Raw genomic sequence first — 22,452 nt, forward strand, 5'->3', positions numbered from 1 at the left:
CCGGGGGCGAGAGCGGGGGCCGGCGAACCATCGGCCACAGGAGCCACCGGATGCCAGGTCACCGTCGCGTGCACGCGATCGGGATCGTCCTCGTCCGGCGTCGCTTCGGCGACCTCCACGTGCAACTGCTGACCGCTGCGCGGCAGCACGTAGGCGTCGTTGAACAGCCCTTCGACATGCCCCCTCAGCGCACGGGTCGCCGCGTCGGCGGCCTCCTGGTCCGCGCCGTCCCCGGCGGCCACGGCCAGCCGCACCGTGACGGTGCGCACGGCGGAGGGGCCGTCATCGCCCGCACCGTCGATCTCGATCGTGGCGGACTCGAAGAACAGGTTGTCGATCACCACCTCGGCACGCATCGGACCCTGCGGGGTGTCCACCTCGATACTCAGCGGCGACGCGTCCGCCGGCACCCTGAGGGTGTTCGCGAAGTGGGTGGAGACGTCGCGGAACTCCACCGGCGACTGGTCCCCCCACCTGCCGGAATCCGGCAGACCCGCCACACGCGGCGCGGGATCGCCCGGCCGGTGATTGACGGGCGGCCCGAACACGGCGGCATCGGAGGAGTCCGGAGTCGACGGCGCGGTGGTGGCTGCCGGCGGGGAGGAGTCCGCGGCCGGCGGGGCGGCGCTCTGGTGTGCGGCGCCGCCGTCCGCGAGAGGCGCGGGCATGACCCCCGGACCACTGCGCGGCGCCATCCCCGGGGCGTAGGACCCGCCCATTGTGCCGGGAGCCTGCTGGTAGGGGCCCGGCGCACCGTGCCCGAAGGGCTGCGGGGCCGGTGCCGGCGCGATGGAGTTGATCTGGGCGTCGGTGACCGGTACACCCGACTGCTGGAGGACGCGCAGCGCTTCGGCGAGGACGCCCTGCTGGTTCCAGGCCATGAGCTGGTCATAGACCTGCTGGTCGGTGAAGCGGGCCGGGGGGTGGCCGGGGGCGGCGACGGTGATGTCGGCTGCGGACGCACCAAGGGCGACCTGGTCATAGGCCGATCCGAGGATGTCCAGCACCGCGCGTCCGGCCACCGGCGGCGCCAGCGCGTCCAGGCCGGCATGGGACATCCCGGGCGGGGCTGCCTGGTAGGGGGAGAGCAGGGTGAGAACGTGCTGCCGCGCCGCGTCGGGCAGGGATCGGGCCCAGTCGCGGCCCATGACATCGATCGCGTTGTCGCTGAGCACATGCAGCGCGCCCAGCAGCCGCCCGTCGCGACGCCACCCCTCCAGCCCGGCCTCGGCGTCGCGGGCGCTAATGGCGGGATGGTCGGGCGTGGCGGGAATGTCGGTGACCGGGCCGCGGCCGGCGGCCTGGTCGCGGTAGGCGGCGTACACGGCCAGGGCCGCCGCCTGCGCCGCAGGATCGTGGGAGCCGGCCAGGCCGCGGCCGAGCCGGGCACGCTCGGCGTCGGGGAACAGGTCGATGAGGGTCCCGAAGGAGATGTCGACCCCTGCCTTGGAGGCGGAGTACGCCATCGGCGCGAGCAGCCCGCCGTCCCGCCACTTGGCACGGTCCTCGCTATAGGCGACGGGGTCGGCGGCGTGGCTCTCGGCCTGCTCGGGGCTCCAACCGCGGACGTGCTCGTCGACGGCGAGCGCGAAGTGGTCGAACACCTCGTTCCACCGGGGGTCGGTGGCCAGCATGTCCGGCTCCAGGAACGCGATGATGGACGCCTTGTCCGCATCGGACAGGTCGGCCATCCGCATCGCTGGAGAGTGATCCGATGTGCCGTAGGCCATGACCGAGCCGAACCTGTCGAGGTCGTCGATCCAGGCGACGGGTGGGCGGGCCTCCCTCATCCGCCCACCGGAGAATTCGAGCCACTCCGCGCTGTTCATGAGGCGCAGACCCGGGCGCACGCCATTGCCGTCCGGATCCGAGCGGAAGATCGAGTTCGGATCCGTGTACTGGTCGACCAGGCCGAGAAGGTGCCCGATCTCATGGACGGCGGCTTTCGCCGGGTAGATGTCGTACCAGGTCTCCGTGTTCATGGGCGGTACGTCATGGATGGTGGAGACGTTGGCCCAGTGGTGCAGGGTGATGGTGTGGTGCACCTGGTCGTCAGGGGTGGTGTCGTCGACGAATTCGAGGTTGATGTGCAACTGGTCGCCGGTTCCGGGCTGCGGGCCGGGGCCGGACAACCTCGCCTCGTTGCCGTTCAGGTCGTCGGCCTCCCGGCTGCTCCCCTCACCGAAGAGCGTCTCGAACAGGCGCGGGTCGATCCGGTGCACCAACGCACCCGTGTCGTTCACGACGGTCCCGTCCCCGCGAAGCCGGAACTTGCCGTTCCACATGGCGTCCAGCTCCTTGCGGACCGCCGTGAGATAGGCGTTGGACGACGCCTTCGTCATCCCCCTGGCGGGGCGGACCCGGGGGCGGTAGGTCATCTCCACGATGTGGGTCGGCCCCCCCGGCTTGCGGTACCGGTCGGGGATCGGGACCCGCTTCCACTCGAACCTCCGGTCGACCTCCCACCCGGGCAGGTCCGGCCGGATATGCCGCGGCACGCCCAAGGACGGGCTCTCCGCCGTGACCGACGACGGATCCTTGAGACCGCCGTACGCATCGAAGTCGTTCTCGCCCAGCGGCCTCGCCGGACGGGCGTCCACCTTCATCTCGGGCCACGACGCCTCGACACTCAGGCCGACCTGGTGGACCTGCGCGGCCGCCCGCGCGGCCTCCCACTCGGCCTTCCCCCCGCCCCGCCACTTCGACGGGCTCGTCACCACCCCCTCGTGCGCGACATCCGACGCCCGGACATCCTCCCCCCACCGCCGCGCCGGGCGCGGTTCCACCATGGTCTCGATCCGGTCCAGCGTCCGCCGCGCCACATACGGCTCGGCCACCCCCCGCGCGGGATCGCCGTCCAGCATCCCGAGCAGGCGCAGCACCTCACCCAAGCCCCGGCCATCGGCGCCGGCCGCGGGAGCCAGGGCCGGCTGCCCGCCCACGGCGGGCGGAACGGGAGACCAGGTCACGGTGGCATGGACGCTGTCCTGCGAGGCCATGTACCCCGCCTCGACCACGTTCACGTTCAACTGCCGCCCACCGCGCGGCAACACGTACTGGTCGTTGAACACCGACTCGATGCGCCGCTTGAGCCCCTCGACGGCCGCGCTCCTGGTCGCGGCGTCCACACCGTTCCCGGAGAAGTGGCGGAACCGCAGCGTCACATTGCGGACACCGGAGGGACCGCCGTCGTCTCCGTCACCGTCGCGGTCGATCTCGATGGTGGAGGACTCGAAGAACCGGTTGTCGATCGACACCTCGGCGCGCATCCGCCCGTTCGGCGTGTCGACCTCGACCGTCAACGGCGGCGCATCCCCATGCGTCGAGGAGTCGACGCTCATCGCGTCCACCGACGAGTCGGAATCCCCCTCATCCTGCGGCGGGTCGAGGGTCTCAACGAAATGACGCGAGAACTGGCGCTTCTCCGGAGCCGACTCGACACCCCAGGTGTCGGGGTCGGGCAGACCCGCCACACGCGGCGCGGGATCGCCCGGCCGATGGTTGACGGGCGGCCCGAACACAGGGGCATCGGTGGAGTCCGGCTCCGATGGCCGGGTGGAGTCCGCGGCCGGCAGGACGGCGCCCTGGTGTGCGGCGTCGTCGCCGTCCGCGGCTCGCACGGACGGGGCCTGGGTCGCACCGCTGCGCGGCGCCATCCCGGGGGCGTGGGACCCGTCCGTTGCGCCGGGGGCTTGCTGGTAGGGGCCAGGCGCGCCGTGCCCGAAGGACGGCGGTGCCGGTGCCGGAGCGATGGAGCCGATCTGGGCGTCGGTGACGGGCACGCCCGATCGCTGGAGGACGCGCAGCGCATCGGCGAGGACGCCCTGGTGAATCCAGGCCATGAGCTGGTCGTGGACCTGCTGGGCGGTGAAGCGGGCCGGGGGGTGCCCGGGGGCGGTGACGGTGATGTCCGCCGCCACCTCACTCAGGGCGACCTGGTCGTAGGCCGAGCCGAGGATGTCCAGCACGGCGCGTCCGGCCACCGGCGGCGCCAGCGCGCCCAAGCCGGCACCGGGCATCCCGGGCGGGGCACCTTGGTAGGGGGAGAGCAGGGTGAGGACCTGCTGTTGCGCCGCGTCGGGCAGGGCTCGGGCCCAGTCGCGGCCCATGACATCGAGCGCGTTGTCGCTGAGCACGTGCAGCGCGCCCAGCAGCCGCCCGTCGCGGCGCCACCCCTCCACAGCGGTCTCGGCGTCGCGGGCGCTGATGGCGGGATGGTGCTGGGTGGCGGGGATGTCGGTGACCGGGCCGCGGCCGGCGGCCTGGTCGCGGTAGGCGGCGTACACGGCCAGGGCCGCCGCCTGCGCCACCGGATCGCCGGAGCCGGCCAGGCCGCGGCCGAGCCGACCGCGCTCGGCGTCGGGGAACAGGTCGGTGACGGTCCCGAAGGAGACGTCGACCCCCGCCCGGGAGGCGGAGTACACCATCGGCGCGAGCAGCCCGCCGTCCCGCCACTTGGCACGGTCCTCGCTATAGGCGACGGGGTCGGCGGCGTGCTGCTCGGCCTGCTCGGGGCTCCAGCCGCGGACGTGCTCGTCGACGGCGAGCGCGAAGTGGTCGAACACCTCGTTCCACCGGGGGTCGGTGGCCAGCATGGCCGGCTCCAGGAACGCGATGATGGACGCCTTGTCCGCATCGGACAGGTCGGCCATCCGCTTCGGCGGCGCCTGGGCCGAGGACCCGTGGTCCATGACCGAGGTGATGGTGTCGAGGTAGCTCTGCCGGATCCAGGGGTCGGTGACCTCCACCATCCACCCGTTGGCGTCCTCGGCCGTCCAGTTGTGCCCCATGATGCCGGGGCCCGGACGCACGGCGTCGGCGTCCTCGCCCCAGCGGCGGAAGGAGTCGCTCTCGGAGTACTCGTCGAGCAGGCCAAGGTAGTGCAGGGTCTCATGCACCCGCGACTTCACCGGATACCCCCGGTCCAGCCAGACCTTGGTGCTCATCCTGTCGTCGTCGGTGTAGGGCAGCGACGGGTCGCCGGCGATCACCTTGATCTCGGCGTGCACCTGATCGGCGGGCGTGTCGTCTTCGGCGACCTCCAGGCGGACGTGGAACTGGTCGCCGGCCCCGGGCAGCGCATCGGCACCGGGCACCGCCGCCTGATTGCCCCACAGGTCCGGGTCGTGCTGGTCAGGGATGCTGTCCGCACCGAACAGCGTCTCCAGCAGCCGCGTGCCCATCCGGTGCACCACCGCACCGTCCTGCCCACGCACGATGCTCCCGTCGCCCCGGATCCGGAACCTGTGGTTGAGCGTCGCGTCCAGCGCCTCGGCGTACTCCCTCAGGTAGGCCTCGTACTGCACATCCGTCATGTGGTCGGCGTCGATGGAGGGCCGGAAGGTGATCTCGCGGACGTGGGTCGGCCCGCCCGGGACGCGGTGCTCGGCCGGGATGGGGATCCGCCGCCACTCGAACCTGCGCTGGTTGCGGATGCGGTCCATGGCGGCGCGCGGGCCGTGGGGATTCGCCGGCCGGGAGTCCTCGGTGAGGACGTCGAAGAAATCCGCCTCCAGATGCGGCCCGCCCACCTGGTGGACCGGAGCATCGGCCCGCGCGTCCTCCCACACCGACCGGTGGACCAGCCCGTCCTGCGCCGTGAACTGCCGCGCGGGCGCATCGCCTCGGGGGTCGGAGAACCGCCGCTCCGGACGCGGCTCCACCATGGTCTCGATCCGGTCCAAGGTGCGCTGCGCCACATACGGCTCGGTCACCCCCCGCGCCGGATCGCCGTCCAGCATGCCCAGCAGGCGCAGGACCTCACCGATCCCCCGCCCGCCGGTACCGGCCACGGGAGCCTGCCCGCCGGCGGCAGGCGGAGCGGCAGACCAGGTCACCGTGGCGTGCACGGTGTCCTGCGGGGCCATGTACCCCGCCTCGACCACGTTCACGTTCAACTGCCGCCCACCGCGCGGCAGCACGTATTGGCCGTTGAACACCGACTCGATACGCCGCTTGAGCCCCTCGACCGCCGCGCTCCGGGCTTCCGCGTCCATACCGTTGCCGAAGAAGTGGCGCAACCGCAGCGTCACGTTGCGGACACCCGAGGGACCGTCTCCCTCTCCGGGGCGGTCGATCTCGATGGTGGAGGACTCGAAGAACCGGTTGTCGATCGACACCTCGGCGCGCATCCGCCCGTTCGGCGTGTCGACCTCGACCGTCAACGGCGGCGCATCCCCATGCGTCGAGGAGTCGACGCTCATCGCGTCCACCGACGAGTCGGAATCCCCCTCATCCTGCGGCGGGTCGAGGGTCTCGATGAAGTTGCGCGAGAACAGCCGCCGCTGCGGAGCCGACTCGGCGCCCCAGGTTTCGGGGCCGGGCAGGTCGTTGCGGACCGGTGCCGGGTCCGGAGGGGTGAACCGGTGCGGAGCACCGTCCGAAGTCGGACCGGCCGACGGCTGCCCCGCCGTCGCTGTGCCGGAAGGACCCGCCGGGGGCACCACTCCCTGGGCGGGTGGCACGGGCGTCAGGCCCGGCGGAACAGCCCGAGCCCCCGCCCCGGACGTGTCCGGCTCCGACCCGGGGCCGAACAGGCGGCCCCGCCCCCGCGCCCCCGGGTCAACGGGACCTCCCGTCGCCGCCTGCTGCTGCTGAGGCGACCCGGTCGGGGTGCGCGTGGCATCGGGCACGAGGCCCGCGGCGCGGGCAACGGTCACGGCCTGTTCAGGGATGTCCAACCCCAGGTGGCGAAGGACCTGTCTGACCCGATTGGAGACCGTGCTGAGGGACTTGCCGAGTTCGACGCGAATCTCGTTGTTGTCCCATCCGCGCCCGAGGAGGGTGAAGACCGCGTATTGGGGATCGCTGAGCGTGTTGATGCCGTCGAGCGCCGTGGCGAGTCGCTCGGGAGGGAGTCCAGCGATGGGCGCGGGTGCGGGTGTGGGCGCGACCAGGATGCCGGCCTGGGCCGACTCCGGGGTCAGCCCGGCCGCACGGGCGACGGCGACCGCATCCGCGCGGGAGTGCACCCCCAGACGCGCGTAGACACGCCCGGCCACGCTCGCGAATCTGTCCGGCCTCACGCCGAGGCCACGGGCGATCCCAGCCATCGAACGGCCCTCGTCCATGAGGAGGGCCAAGGCTCTGCGCTGGTAGGGCGTGAGCCCGCCCACGAGTTCGCGCGCACGGGCCTCGCTGATCGGCGCGGCGCCCGATTCGCCCTGACCGGGCGCCTGCGGCACCGGAGGCCCTGTGCCCTCCCGGCCGCCGTCCGCGGCCACGACGCCTCCCTGGTCGGCGGCCACACCATCGAAATCGAACAGGGCGTCGTCGAAATCGGCTGGATCGAACGGAAAATCGTCGAGGTCGTCCTGGCCGTCGAGGAAGGCGAGGAAGTCGGAGTAGGAGGTGGTGTCCGCATCGTCGGCAACGGCAACAGCGGGGGCGTCGGGGAGGTCGCCGAGGTCGTTGGTCGCGTGGCGCTCTGCGGCGCCCGCGTCACCCGAGGGGTCGCCGCGGTCGTCGCCGACGGTGGAAAGGGGGCCGGACGCCTCCGGGGCGGCGAGACGGGCACCGAGAGTGTCCTGGTAGCCGTCGTGGGCGTCGCCGGAGGGGGTGGGCTGCCAGCCGGGGGGCGGCGTCCACCCAGCGGGCACGATCTCGGCCTCGATGAACAACGGGTTTTCCGCATCCGCGCCCGGGACCCGCCGGTCGGCATGCCGGTAGACGGCGTGGACGGCGAGACGCGCCCCCCGCGCCACCAGCACTCGCCCTCCCCCACCATCGGAGTCGCCGACCACGTAAGCGGCCGGGAACCCCTGGGGCACGCGGATCATGACATAGGCGGAGGCGTCCTCGGCTGCGCGTGTGCCGAAGGTACCGATGAGGGGATGCGCGATGTCGACCACCGTGCCCGCGGCCCGGTGGGCGTCGTCGGGGCTGCCGGGGTCGATGCCCAACTGCCGCAACAGGAGCGCCCCGGCGCCCAGGTGCACGGTGGTCGCCACGGGCGGCGCCGCCGACCCGAGGACGGTGTCGATGTCGCCGACGATCCGCTGGAAATCGCCGCGGTCACCAGGTGCGACGTCGCCGGTGGCCAGCCCGTTGTCGACCTCGTCGCGGGCGCGGCCGTTGTACGCCCCGACGGAACGGGCCTGATCCGGGGTGACGCCGAGGACATGGATGCCCTGCACCGAACCGGGCGCGCCCTCCGCGGTCACCACGACGGGCAGGTTCAATCGGGCCCACTGGTCGGCGGCCACGTCGTCGATCCGTGCACGGACGTTGTTGCCCATCCCCCCGCCGGGGTCCTGGTCCCGGTCGCCGCCGTGCCATTGCAAAGACGGGGGCAGCGGGATGCGGCCGGCCTGGTCACCGCCCGGGCCGCCCAGGGGGTCGCCGGCGTCGGGCAGGTTCTCGGGGTCGTTGGTCACCGGGGAGCCGGTGCGAAGGGTGTCGGTGCCCTCGTGGGAGACGGGCGCGGTGGCGGTGTGGCCGCCGCGGAGGTACGCCGGGTCAGGGGTCAGCCCGTTCTCCCGGGCCAACTCACCCAGCCCGGCGTACCCGGGCACGCCCACACGGTTGTAAATGACACCGAGATACCTCTTGACCGTGGAGAACGGTATTCCGGTCGCCCCGGGGATGTCGCGGACCGACATGTTCTGCCCGACGAGGGCGGCGATGGTGCGGTCCTCACCCGTCAGGTCCGTGACGGGAACGATCCGGGTCCCCCGGAGGTGGGCCGGATCCGGGGTCAGCCCGGCCTCCCGGGCCAACTCACCCAGCCTGGCGTAGCCGGGCACGGCCACGCCCACCCGGTTGTACATGGCGCCGAGACGCTTCTCGATCGTGCTCTGCGACTTCCCGATCTGCCCGGAGATCGCGCGGATCGACTGGTTCTGCCCGACGAGGGCGGCGATGGTGCGGTCCTCACCCGTCAGGTCCGTGACGGGAACGATCCGGGTCCCCCGGAGGTGGGCCGGATCCGGGGTCAGCCCGGCCTCCCGGGCCAACTCACCCAGCCTGGCGTAGCCGGGCATGTCCAAGCCCATCCGGGAGTAGATGTCACCAAGACGCACCTCGACCGTGTGCTGGTGCAGCCCGGTCTGCCCGGCGATGGCGTGGGTCGACTGGTTCTGCCCGACGAGGGCGGCGATGGTGCGGTGTTCACCTGTCAGGTCCGTGACGGGAACGGTCCGGGTCCCCTGGGAGTGGGCCGGGTCGGGAACGGCCGGGGTATCCCGGAGGTGGGCCGGGTCGGGGGTCAGCCCGCTCTCCCGGGCCAGCTCACCCAGCCCGGCGTAGCCGCGCGCGCCTACGCCCACCCGGTTGTAGATGTCAGCGAGGCGTGTCGGGAGCGTGCGCTGGTCGATCCCCGTCCGCCGGGCGATGGCGCCGGTCGGCTGGTTCTGCCCGACGAGGGCGGCGATGGTGCGGTCCTCACCGGTGAGAGCCGTGACGGGAACGGTCGGGGTATCCCGGAGGTGGGCCGGGTCGGGGGTCAGCCCGCTCTCCCGGGCCAGCTCACTCAACCCGGCGTAGCCGTCCACACCCACACGGCTGTAAATGCCGCTGAGGCGCGCCTTGAGCGCGCTCAGCGACATCCCGGTCTTCCCGACGATGACACGGAGCAGCTGCTTCTGCCCGACGAGGGCGGCGATGGTGCGGTCCTCACCGGTGAGGGCCGAGACGGGGATTCCGGTGCCGTCATCGCCGGCCGACGGTCGGGCCTGGCCGCCGGAGTGGTCGTCAGGGGCGTCGGGGAGTTGTTCGGGGTCGGGCATGATGCCCTTCGGGCGGCTCGGCCCCGTTGCGCCCGGGTCAACGGGCCCTTCCGCTGCCGTCTGCCGCTGGGGCGGCCCGGTCGGGGTGCGCGTGGCGTCGTCGAGGACGTCGTCGGAGACCGGCACGCCGTACCGGCTCATGACGCGCAGCCCCTCGGCGAGGTCGCCCTGGTCCCGCCAGTCGTTCAGCTGCGCGCCGACCTGGTCCGCGGTCAGCCGGACCGGCTCATGCCCCGGGAGGGTGACGGTGATGTCCCGCGTCGTGGCGGACAGGACGAGCCCGTCGTAGCCCGCACCGAGGATCTCCAAGGCGACGCGGTCCAGCACGGGCCTCGGCAGAGGGCCCAGCCCGTCCAGGACCGACCGGGGCGGCGCCGTGCCCAAGGGCAGCACCTCGTCGAGGACCTGCCCGCGCAGGTCGTCGGGCAGCGCACGGGCCCACTCGCCGCCCGTCACCGTCAGCCCGATGTCGTCGAGCACCCGGAACGTGTCGAGCAGTTCGCCGCTGCCGCGCCACTGCTCCCATCGGGCCTCGATGTCGCGGGCGCTGATGGCGGGGCGGTCGTCGGTGGCCGGGATGTCGGTGACCGGGCCGCGGTCGGCGGCCTGATCGCGGCCCGCGGTGAACACGGCGAGCGCATCCGCGTCGGCCGCCGGGGAGCGCGTGCCCCCGAGGGCGTCGCTGAGGCGGGTCCGCTCGGCATCGGGGAGCAGGTCGACCACCTTCGCGAAGGGGACGTCCAGCAGCCCGGTCTGGCCGACGTAGTCCAGCGCCCGTGCGAGCCGGCCGTCATCCCGCCAGCGCGTGACGTCGTCGCGGTAGGCGGCGGGGTCGGCGGCGTGCTGCTCGGCCCGGTCGGTCGGCCAGTCGCGGAGGGCCTCGTCGGTGGCGAGGGCGAAATGGTCGAACACCTGGAACTGCCGCGGGTCCCTGGCGGACACATCGGGTTCGAGGATGATGTTGGTGAGCGCTTTGACCTCGCTCGGCAGCTCGGCCGCCCGCACCGGCGGACGGTAGGCGGAGGAACCGTGGTCCATTGCCGAGGCGAGGACGTCGAAATAGCGGGTGCGGGTCTCGGGGGTGCGGAGCTTGCGCCACCGCCCTTCGGCCAGGCCCAGCCATTCGTTGCCCATGAGGCCGTAGCCGGGGCGGACGGCATCGGCGTCGTCGCCCAGCCGGAAGACCGACCTCCCATCGGGGTATTCGTCGCCCAGCCGCCAGTAGTGCGCGCTCTCGTGGACGGCGATCTCCGCCGGAAGCCCGTCGTACCAGTTGCTCATGTCCGGTGCCTGTGTCGTCCAGGACCGGGCGGGATCGAAGGTGTGCAGGGTGACGTCCGCGTGCACCTGGTGCTCGGGCGTCGTGTCGTCGGCGAGTTCGACGCGGACGTGGAACTGGTCCCCGGTCCCCGGCAGGGCGTCCCCGGCGCCGGCCCGGCGCACCGGCGCGTCGGCCGCGTCCGGGACGCTGCCCTCACCGAAGAGGGTTTCGACCAGGTCCGCGGGGAGCCGGTGGACCGGCCCGCCGTCCGGGCCCGCCAGCGTCCCGTCGCCGCGCAGCCGGTACTTGCCGTTCCACGTGGCGTCCATGGCGGCCGTGTACTCGCGAAGGTACTCGCGGTGGCGCGCCTCCGTCGTTCCCGGACCGGGGCTGACCCGCGGGCGGAAGGTGATCTCCCGGACGTGGGTGGGTCCCCCGTCCGTACGGTGCTCGGCGGGGATCTCGATCCGCCGCCACTCGAACCTGCTCACGCCGAGCAGCTGGGGCCGCATTTCGGCGGAGACGAACAGTTCCGGGTCGCCGGGCTGCGCGTCGGGGTTGATCACCAGAGCCGAAGGGTCCTTCGGGAACCCATCGTCGTGCAGGTCATCGGGGGCCAGTGGACGCGCCGCCCGGGCGGTGTTCATGGGTTCGGCGGCGTCGACGTTCACATGCGGCCCGCCCACCTGGTGAACCTGGGCGTCCTCCCGGGCCGCCGCCCACGCCGAGGGGTCGGCCAGGCCCGTGTGCACGTGCGCGGGCGCGTCGCCTTCGAGGTCCGACCACCGACGCGCCGGGCGCGGCTCCACCATGGCCTCGATCCGGTCCAGCGTCCGCCGCGCCACATACGGCTCGGCCGCACCCCGCGCCGGGTCGCCGTCCAGCATGCCCAGCCGCCGCAGGACCTCACCCACACCCCGGCCATCAGCCCCGGGGGCGGGGGCCGGCGAACCATCGGCCGCGGGCGGCACCGGATGCCAGGTGACGGTCGCGTGGACACTGTCCTCCGGGGTGGAGGACGTCGCGGAGACCACGGTGACGTTCAGCTGCTGACCGCCGCGCGGCAGCACGTAGGCGCCGTTGAACACACCCTCCACGTGCCGATCGAACGCCCGGGACGTCGCGGCACGGGTATCGGCGTCGACACCGTCCCCGGCGATGTGGCGGAACCGCAGCGTCACGTTGCGGACGGAGGCCGGACCGCCGTCCTCACCACCGTCGCGGTCGATCGGGATCGTGGCGGACTCGAAGAACCGGTTGTCGATCGACACCTCGGCGCGCATCCGGCCGTCCGGTGTGTCGACCTCGACGGCCAGCGGCGGCGCACCCTCCGGGACGGAGTCGAGGGTGTTCGCGAAGTGGCGGGAGAACAGGCGCCGCTCCGGATCCGACTCGGCCCCCCACCTTTCACGGCCCGGCAGAGCCGCCGCACGCGGCGCGGGATCGCCCGGCCGGTGGTCGACGGGCGGCCCGGCCTGCGCGGTCGATGGGTGGTCGGAGGCCCGGGCCGGACCGGTCGCCGGGGACTGCGCCTCGGCGGAATCGGGCGGGGTGAACTGCACCGGGCGGCCCGTGCCCACCGGGAGCGTCTGCTGCCGCTGCTGCCGGGTGCGCCCGGCGCGGTCCATCACGTCGCCGGGCACGGTCGCACCGTTGTCACTCAGGACGCGCAGCGCCTCGGCCAGGGCTCCCTGCCTGCGCCACGCCCTCAACTGCTGGTACACCTGCTCCGCGGTGACCCGCACCTGCCGCCCGTCCGGGGCGGTGACGGTGACATCGCGCGCCGGCGAACGGTGCACCATCTGATCGAAACCGGCGGCGAAGACCTCCAGGGCCACGTGCGGCAGCGCCCGCCGGTCCAGGCCCAGGCCGCCCAGGACCGGCTGCTGCTCGGCGAGCAGGCGGCGGGCGACATCGCGCACCTGTCCGTCGGGCAGCGCGCCGATCCACTCGCTCCCCGTCACCCGCACGCCGTTGGCGCCGAGCGTGCCCAGCGCGGCGATCAGGTCTCCGTCGGCGCGCCACTGCTCGATCTGATCCCCGATGTCGTCGGCGGCGATGGCGGGGCGGTCCGGCGCGGCCGGGATGTCGGTGATGGGGCCGCGCCCGGTGGCCTGGTCGCGGCCCGCGGCGAAGACCGCGAGCGCATCGTCGAAGGAGAGGGCGTTGGCGTCGGTCAGTACGTCTTCCAGCATGGCGCGCGCCGTGGCGGGCAGCGCGTCGATCACCGCCGTCGAGCCCACGTCGAGACCGTTGCGGCCAGCGAGGTCCAGCGCCTGGGCGAGGCGGCCGTCGCTCTGCCAGCGCGCCATGTCGGCCGCGAAGGAGTCGCGGGCCGCGGCGCGCTCGGCCGCGGTGGCATCGGGCCCTACGAGCTGGTCCGCGATGCGGTCGGTGTCCCAGCCGCGCAGCAGCCGGTCGGTGGCCAGCGCGAAGCGGTCGAAGATCCCGCCCAGGCCCGGGTCGGCTTCGTCCACCCCGGGTTCGAGGACCTGGGCGATGTCGGTGCGGACGTCGTCGGGCAGCTCGGCCGCCCGCGCGGGCGGGGTGTAGGCCGAGGAGCCGTGGGCGACGACCGACCCGATGCGGTCGAGGTAGCCGGACTCGATGACGGGCTCGCGGATCATCCGCAGCCGGCCGTCGGCGCCGCGCCGGGCCCAGGTGTTGTCCATGAGGCCGCCGGTGGGGCGCACGCCATCGGCGTCGCGGCGCCCCCGGAAGACGGTCCCGTCCTGGAAGTACTGGTCGAGCAGGCCCAGGAAGTGCGAGGTCTCGTGGACCGCCGATGCCACCGGCATCGCCTCGTTCCAGACGTGCTGGTCCATGGCCTGGCCCTTGCCCAGCCGGGAGTCCACGAGGATCTCCTGGTGCACCCGGTCCTGGGGGGTCGAGGCGTCGGCGAGTTCCAGGCGGATGTGGAGCTGGTCGCCCGGCTCGGGGCGGTCGGCACGGGGCCGCTGGGCGCGGGGGTCGCCCGCGTCGGGGACGCTCCCCTCGCCGAACAGCGTCCGCGCCAGGCCCGCGTCGAGCGTGTGGGCCCGCGTGCCGTCGGGCAGCACCGTGCTGCCGTCGCCGGGCAGCCGGAACCGGCCGTTCCACCTGGCGTCCAGGTCGGCGGCGTACTCGGCCAGGTAGGCGTCGAACCGGTCCTGCGGCAGGGTGGCCTCGTCGCGGTCGATGCGGGGGCGGAAGGTGATCTCCACGACGTGCGTGGGCCCTCCCGGGGTGCGGTGCCCGGCCGGGATCGGGATCCGCCGCCACTCGAACCTGCGATCGGCCCAATGCGGTTCCATATCGGCCGAAACGAACCGCTGCGGGTCCCCGGGCCCGGCGTGGGGGTTGTCCACGACGGCCGAGGGGTCCTTGGGGGTGCCGTCGGGGTTGAGGTCGCCGGGGCCCAGGGGGCGGACCGCCCGGGAGCCGGTCAGCGCGTCGGCGAAATCGGCGTTCACATGCGGCCCGCCCACCCGGTGGACCCGGGCGCCGTCGCGTGCGTCCTCCCACACCGAGGGGTCCACCAGGCCGTCCCGGCTCCCGGTGTACTGGGTGGCGGGCCGGTAGGCATCGTCCGACCACCGGCGCGACGGCCGCGGCTCGGACATGGTCTCGATCCGCTCCAGGGTGCGCCGCGCCACATACGGCTCGGCCACACCCCGCACGGGGTCGCCGTCCAGCATCCCCAGCCGGCGCAGCACCTCGCCCGTCCCCTGGCCGTCGGGGGCGGTCGATGGGGAACCGTCGGTGGAGGGCGCGACCGGATGCCAGGTCACCGTGGCGTGCACCCGCTCAGGCGGGTCGGACGGCAGCGCCCGCACGACCTCCACGTTCAACTGCTGACCGCTGCGCGGCAGCACATAGGCGTCGTTGAACACCTCCTGGACGTGGTCCCGCAAAGCCGCCGACGCGGCGACCACGCTGCGCACGTCCATACCGGGCCCGGCCTGGAACGCGAACCGCAGCTTCACATTGCGCACCGAGGACGGCCCGCCGTCCCCGGCGCCGTCGCGGTCGATGTCCATCGTGGCGGACTCGAAGAACCGGTTGTCGATCTCCACCTCGGCGCGCATCCGCCCATGGGGGGTATCGACCTCCACCGCCAACGGCGGCGCGCCCTCCGGCAGCTTCAGGGTGTCCGCGAAAAGGCTCGAGAACTCACGGACCCGCGGCTCCGACTCCGCCCCCCACGCGTCGTCATCCGGCAGGTCCGCCGCACGCGGCGCGGGATCGCCCGGCCGGTGGCCGGGGGCCGGAGGCTGCGGGGTGGCGGCGGTCTCCGGGCCGCCCTGCGTGTCCCCGGCACCCGGCGCGGGCGGCGGATTCATCTGATGGCCGTGCCGCATCGCCAACGGGTGTCCCCCGTGTCCTCCCGGGCCCTGCCGGGACGCGGGCGACTGAGGGGACGACGCGGTCGGCGCCTGCTGACCGGAAGGCGCCGCCGGCGCGATGGCGGCGATCTGGTCGTCGGTGATAGGCGCACCGGAGTCCTGGATGACCCGCAGGGCGTCGCCGATGGCGTTCTGGCCGCTCCAGACCCTGAGCTGGGCGAACACCTGCTCCGAGGTGAATCGCGCCGGCGGATGCCCGGGCACGGCGACCGTGAGGTCCTTCAGCGACACACCGTGGACGAGCAGGTCATGGACCGAGGTGAGGATGTCCAGCACGGCGCGTTCGGTCACCGGCTGCGGCAGGGCCTCCAGGCCGGCGGGCGACGGGCTCTGCGGTGCGGGGACGGCACCGGGCGTGGGTGCGGGGGTGGTGCCGCCCTGGGTCAGCAGGTCGAGGATCTGTCGGCGCGGCACATCGGGTAGGGCGTGGATCCACTGGCCGCCCCGCAGCGTCACCCCGTAGTCGGCGAGCACGTGGAGGCCGTCGAGCAGCCGCCCGTTGCGGCGCCACTGCTCCACCCTGGTCTCCACGTCGTGGGCGCTGATGGCGGGGTGGTCCTTCCCGGCGGGGATGTCGCCGACCGGGTTCCCGCCCTCAGCGCGGTCGTGGGCCGCCGCGAACACGGCGAGCGCTTCGGCGACCGCCGCCGGGTCGGTGGAGCCGTCCAGTGCGTCGCCGAGCCGGGCCCACTGGGCATCCGGGAGCACATCGAGGACGGCCGAGAAGGGGACATCGATCCCATGTCGGGAGACGAGGTGCACCAGCAGGGCGAGCCGCCCGTCCTGGCGCCACCGCTCGACGTCGGCGCGGTAGGCCGCGGGGTCGGCGACCTGCTGCTCGGCCTGCTCGGGGCTCCAGCCGCGGACGTGCTCGTCGACGGCGAGCGCGAAGTGCTCGAAAACGGTGTCGGCCCGCGGGTCGGTCACCGGGGTATTGGGCGCCAGGACCCCGGGGATGAACGCCCTGACGTCGGCCGGCAGGTCGGCCACCCGCGCCGGCGGCGGCTGGACCGACGAGCGCTCCATGACCGAGGCGAAGGTCGCGAGATAGTTCTCCAGGATCTGGGGGTCGTGGAGCTGCACGGCCGAGTTCCCAACGCGCCCGAGCCAGTTGTTGCCCATGAGGCCCAGGCCCGGGCGGACGCCGTCGGCGTCGTCGCCCCAGAGGAAGACGGAATCGGGGATCTGGTAGGTGTCCAGCAGGCCGAAGAGGTGCAGGGTCTCGTGGACGCGCGACTCCACCGGGTACCCGCCGTCGTACCAGACCTCGGTGTTCATGACCTGGTCGGTGTAGGGCTTCGACATGTCCCAGGGGCGCAGCTCGATCTCGTTGTGCACCTGGTCTTCGGGGGTGGAGTCGTTGGCGATCTCCAGGCGGACGTGGAGCTGGTCGCCGGCCCCGCGCAGCGGGTCGGCGCCCGGCACCGTCACCTGGTTGCCCTCCAGGTCCGGTGCGTCCGGGTCCGGAACGGCGTCCTTGCCGAACAGCGTCTCGAACAGCCCCGTGTCCATCCGGTGCACCACCGCACCGTCGGGGTTCACGACGGTGCCGTCGCCGGGCAGCCGGAACCGGCGGTTGAGCATCCCGTCCAGGGCGACGGCGTAGTCCTGGATGTAGCGGGCGTATCCCGCGTCCGTCATGCCCGGGTAGGGGCGGATCAACGGGCGGAAGGTGATCTCGGCGATGTGGGTCGGGCCGCCGGGGGTACGGAGCTCGGCCGGGATCTCGACACGCCGGTGCTCGAACCTGCGCTTGCCTCCCCACGAGTCGCTCATGTCCGCCGTGACGAACTTCTCCGGGTCGCTCGGGTCGGTACCGGGGATGTCGGCCGTGATCGACGGATCCTTCGGCGAACCGTCGGCGTTGACGTCGCCCTCGCCGAGCGGACGGGCGGCGCGGGCACCCGTCGCGATCACGTTGAAGTCATAGCCGACGTGCTCCCCGCCCACGTGGCGCACCGGCGCGCCGGCACGGACCTCCTCCCACTCCGGCCACGCCGACGGGTCCACCAGGCCGGTCTGCTCCTGGGCGGGAAGGTCGTCGGCGGGATCGAACCACTGGCGCTCGGGCCGCGGCCGGACCATGGTGTCCAAGCGCTCCAGCGTGCGCCGCGCCACATACGGCTCGGCCACACCCCGCGCCGGGTCACCGTCCAGCATCCCCAGACGGCGCAGGACCTCCCCGATCCCGCCGCCGTCCGCGTCCGGGACGGTGCCCGCTTCCGGGGGTGCGTCCGCAGCAGGCGGGCGGCGCCAGGTGACGGTGGCGTGGATGTTCTCGGGCGGGGTGTCCGGCCCCGCCTCGACCACGCGCACGTGCAGCTGCTCACCGCTGCGCGGCAGCACGTAGGCGTCGTTGAACCGAGCCTCTGTGCGGGCGATGAAGTCGAGGCGGGCATCGCGAGCGGTGGTGGAGCCCACACCCTGCGCACGGTCGAACTTGACCATCAGCATGATCTCGCGGACGCCGGACGGCCCGTCGTCGCCCGCGCGATCGAGATCGAGATCGACCAGCTTGGACGCGAAGAAGCGGTTGTCGATCTGCACGTCGGCGTACACGGGACCGGTACCGGTACGGACCCCGACGGTCAGCGGCGGAGCGTCCTCAGGATCGAGGGTCTCCTGGTACAGGCGGGAGAACTCGCGGATCTCCGTGGGGGTCTCGGCTCCCCGGGCGTCCTGACCGGGCAGTCCGGTGTGGCGCGGTGCGGGGTCGCCGGGCCGGTGGTTCTCGATCGGCACGATGGCGGGGGCATCGAGGGTGTCCGTGGACGACTGCGGGTCGGCGTCAGCGGGAGTCGCCGCCGCGGTGGACGGGGGCGGCGGGGTGGAATCGGTCGACGGAGGGTTCTCGGCCGGGGAGAATCCGGCCGCAGAGCGCACCGGCAAAGAGGTGGCGCCGGACGTCCCGCCCGAGGACTCCGTCCCCTCGGGAAGCGCGAGCGGGTGCGCCCGGGTGGCCGGCGTAGCGGGGGCGTCGGCGTCGTGTCCGAAACCGGCGGCACGGGCGACGATCACGGCCTGGGCACGGGTATCCACTGAGAGGTGGCGAAGGATCTGACTGACCCCACCGGCGACCGTGCTGAGGGACTTGCCGAGTTCAACGCGAATCTCGTTGTTGTTCCATCCGCGCCCGAGGAGGGTGAAGATCGCGTATTGGGTGTCGTTGAGTGTGTTGATGCCGTCGAGTGCCCTGGTGAGTTGCTCGGGAGTGACGTGAGCGACCGGCGCAAGTGCGGGCGTGGGCGCAGGTGCGGCCTGGGTGCCGGTGGCCGGGACCGACTCCGGGGTCAGCCCGGCCGCACGGGCATAGGCGACCGCCGCCCCGCGCGAATGCACACCCAAGGCCGCATAGACACGCCCGACCAGGCTCTCGAATCCGTCCCGCGATTGGCCGATGTCGCTGGAGATATCAGCGATCGAACGGTCCTCGTTCATGAGGAGGACCAGGGCCCTGCGCTGGGCAGGCGTGAGCCCGTCCACGCGTTGGCGCGCAAGGCCGGCGTCGGGGGCACCGGCCTGGATCCCGGCGGCCGGGGTCAGCCCGGCCGCACGGGCATAGGCGACCGCCGCCCCGCGCGAATGCACACCCAAGCCCGCATAGACACGCCCGACCCTGTCCTCGAATGTGCCCAGCGATTGGTCGATGTCCCTGGCGATATCAGCGATCGAACGGTCCTCGTTCATGAGGAGGACCAGGGTGTTGCGCTGGCCGCGCGTGAGCCCGTGCACCCGTTGGCGCGCAAGGTCGGCGTCGGGGGCACTGGCCTGGGTCCCGGCGGCCGAGGTGCCGGTGGCCGGGGTCAGCCCGGCCGCACGGGCATAGGCGACCGCCTCCCCGCGCGAATGCACACCCAAGGCCGCATAGACACGCCCGACCGTATAACGAAATCTGTCCGGCGGTTGGTCGATGTCCCTGGCGATATCAGCGATCGAACGGTCCTCGTTCATGAGGAGGACCAGGGTGTTGCGCTGGTCGTGCGCGAGCCCGTGCACCCGTTGGCGCGCAAGGTCGGCGTCGGGGGCACCGGCCTGGGTCCCGGCGGCCTGGGTCCCGGCGGCCTGGGTCCCGGCGGCCGGGGTCAGCCCGGCCGCACGGGCATAGGCGACCGCCTCCCCGCGCGAATGCACACCCAAGGCCGCATAGACCCTCGTGACCGTGCTCCTGAATCTGTCCGACGGTTGGCCGATGTCCCTGGCGATCTCGACGATCGAACGGTCCTCGTTCATGATGAGGGCAAGGGCCCGGCTCTCTTCGGGCCCGAGCCCGTCCACGCGTTGGCGCGCAAGGTCGGGATCAGGGGCAGTGGCCTGGGTGGCGGTGTTCTGGGTGCCGGTGGCCGGGACCGACTCCGGGGTCAGCCCGGCCGTACGGGCGATGGCGACCGCCTCCCCGCGCGAATGCACACCCAAGGCCGCGTAGACGAGCGCGACCATGCTCTTGAATCCGCCCGTCGTCTGGCCGAGGTCCTTGGCGATCTTGGCGAGAGAGCGGTTCTCGTCCATGAGGAGGACCAGGGCCCTGCGCTGGCCGGGCGTGAGCCCGTCCACACGTTGGCGCGCACCCTCATCGACCGGCTCAGCACCCGACTCGCCCCGACCGGGTGTGGGCCCGTCCACCCCTTGACCCACACCCTCGCCGACCGGCTCGGCACCCGACTCGCCCCGACCGGGCGCATACGGCACCGGACTACCCGTGCCCGCCCGGTCGCCGTGCGCGACCACGGCACCGGCCGAGCCGGCGGTAGAACCATCGAGATCGACTGAGGCGCCGCCGAAGTCGGTTAGGTCGAAGTCGAAGTCGAAGTCGGATGCCTGGTCATCAAGGAAGTCAAGACCGTGGGCGCCGTCCACGTCACGTGCTGGACCGCCGGAGGCATCGGGGAGGACCTCGGGATCAAAGCGGACATCGCCGAAGGCACCGGAATCGCGGACACCATCGGAACCACCGGGAAGATCGTTCACATCCAAAAGCCGGTCGATGTCGGGGGCGTCGGGGAGATCGCCGAGGTCGTCGGTCGTGTGGCGCTCTCCGGAACCCTCGTCACCCGAGTAGCCGTGGTGGGCATCACCGGAGGGGGCGGGCTGCCAGCCGGGGGGCGGCGCCCACCCGGCGGGCACGACCTCGGCCTCGACGAACAACACACTCTCCACACCCGCGCCCGGGACCCGCCGGCCGGGCTGCTCGTAGACGGCGTGGACGACGAGACGCGACCCCCGCGCCATCAGCACACGCCCCGGCCCGTCTTCCGGGTTCCCGGCCACGTAAGCGCCCGGGAACCCCCCAGGGACGCGGAGCATCACATAGGCGGAGGCGTCCTCGGCGGCACGAGTGCCGAACGTGCCGGTGAGGTAGTGCGGGACGTCCACCACCGTGCCCACGGCATCAAGGGGACGGTGGGGGTCGATGCCCAGACGGCCGAGCAGCCCCGCCCCGGCACCCACGTGCACGATGGTCGCCACGGGCAGCACCGCGGAGCCCAAGACCGCGTCGACGTCGTTGACGATCCACTGGAAATCGTCGCGGTCATCAGGCGCGACGTCACCCTCGGCCAGCCCGTCGTCGACCATGTCGCGGGCATGACCGGTGTACTCCCAGATGGAATGTGCCTGGTCGGGGGTGGCGCCCAGGATATGGGCGTTATCCACCGAACCGGGCGCCCCCTCCGCGGTCACCACGACGGGCAGGAACATTCGGGCCCACTGGTCGGCGGCCACGTCGTCGGTCCGTGCGCGGACGTTGTTGCCCATGCCCTCGCCGGGGTCCTGGTCCTGGCCGCCGCCGTGCCATTGCAAAGGCGGGGGCAGCGGGATGCGGCCGGCCTGGTCGCCGCCGGAGTCGTCGCCAGGGGCGTCGGGGAGCTGTTCGGGGTCGGTGCCGGCCATCTGGTGTGCCGGGGGCGCGGCACGGCCGCCGCTGTGACCGGGAGCGTCGGGGGCCGAAACCCCGGAGGCCGGGGGCCGCAGCGCCGGCGCCGTGCCGCCCTGGACCGCGAGCGGCGGCGGGGATCCCGCCGTGCTCGGAGCAGGGGCCTGCTGCGGGGGCGGCGTGGTCTGCCGGGTGGCCGCGTTCGGCGCGATGGTGGCGATCTCGGCGTCGGTGATCGGGGCGCCGGACTGCTGGAGGACGCGCAGTGCGTCGCCGAGACCGCCCTGGCCGCTCCACGCGACGAGCTGGTCGTAGACCTGCTGCGCGGTGAACTGCGCCGGGGGGTGCCCCGGGACGGTGATCGTGGTGTCCTCGGCCGGGACCTGGTGGACGACCTGGTCGTACCCCGAGGCGAGGAATTCCAGCACCGCACGTTCGGCCACCGGACGCGGCAGGCCGCCCAGGCCGGCGTCGGGGGTCCCCGGAGCGGTGGTGGCGCCGTCGTGCGGCAGCAGGCTGAGGACCTGCTGCCGGGTGGCGTCGGGCAGGGAGCGGGTCCACTCGACGCCCAGGATCGTCATCCCGTTGTCCCGGAGCACCGTGAGGCCGTCGAGCAGTTGTCCGCTGCCGCGCCACTGCTCCATGCGGGTCTCGGCGTCCTGGGCGCTGATGGCCGGCCGGCCCTGCGCGGCGGGGATGTCGCCGACCGGATTGCCGATGCCTCGTTCGCGCGCCCCGGCGAACACGGCGAGCGCGTCGGCGATCGCCGCCGGGTCCTGGGATCCGGCCAGCCCGTCGCCGAGCCGGGTGCGCTGGGCGTCCGGGAACAGGTCGAGGACGGTCCGGAAGGGGACGTCGATCCCCCATTGCCCGAGGAGGAACACCAGCTGCGCGAGCCGCCCGTCGGCCCGCCACTGCGCGAGGTCGGCGCGGTAGGCGGCGGGGTCGGCGACGTGCTGCTCGGCCCGGTCCCGTGTCCAGCCGCGGACGTGCTCGTCCACGGCGAGCGCGAAGTGCTCGAAGACCTGGCCGACCCGGGGGTCGGTGGCGGGGGTGTTGGGCGCCAGGACCGCGGAGATGAACGACGTGACCTCGGCGGGCATGTCGACCACCCGCGTCGGCGGTGCCTGGGCCGACGAGCCGTGGTCCATGACCGAGGTGATGGTGTCGAGGTAGCTCTGCCGGATCCAGGGGTCGGTGACCTCCACCATC

General features: G+C 73.0%; 1 protein-coding gene (cut by a window edge). It reads right to left on the reverse strand.

Annotated elements, in window-relative coordinates; all coding sequences use genetic code 11:
- Positions 1-22,451 carry the 5' portion of a hypothetical protein gene (locus ACFOVU_RS07805; protein WP_378531319.1) on the reverse strand. It extends 18,691 nt beyond the left edge of the window, so only the first 22,451 of its 41,142 coding nucleotides appear in the window; it begins with the start codon at positions 22,449-22,451; its stop codon lies off the left edge, out of view.
- Position 22,452 lies beyond the last annotated feature (1 nt).

Source organism: Nocardiopsis sediminis (genome assembly GCF_042650565.1).
GTDB classification, from domain to species: Bacteria; Actinomycetota; Actinomycetes; order Streptosporangiales; family Streptosporangiaceae; genus Nocardiopsis_B; species Nocardiopsis_B sediminis.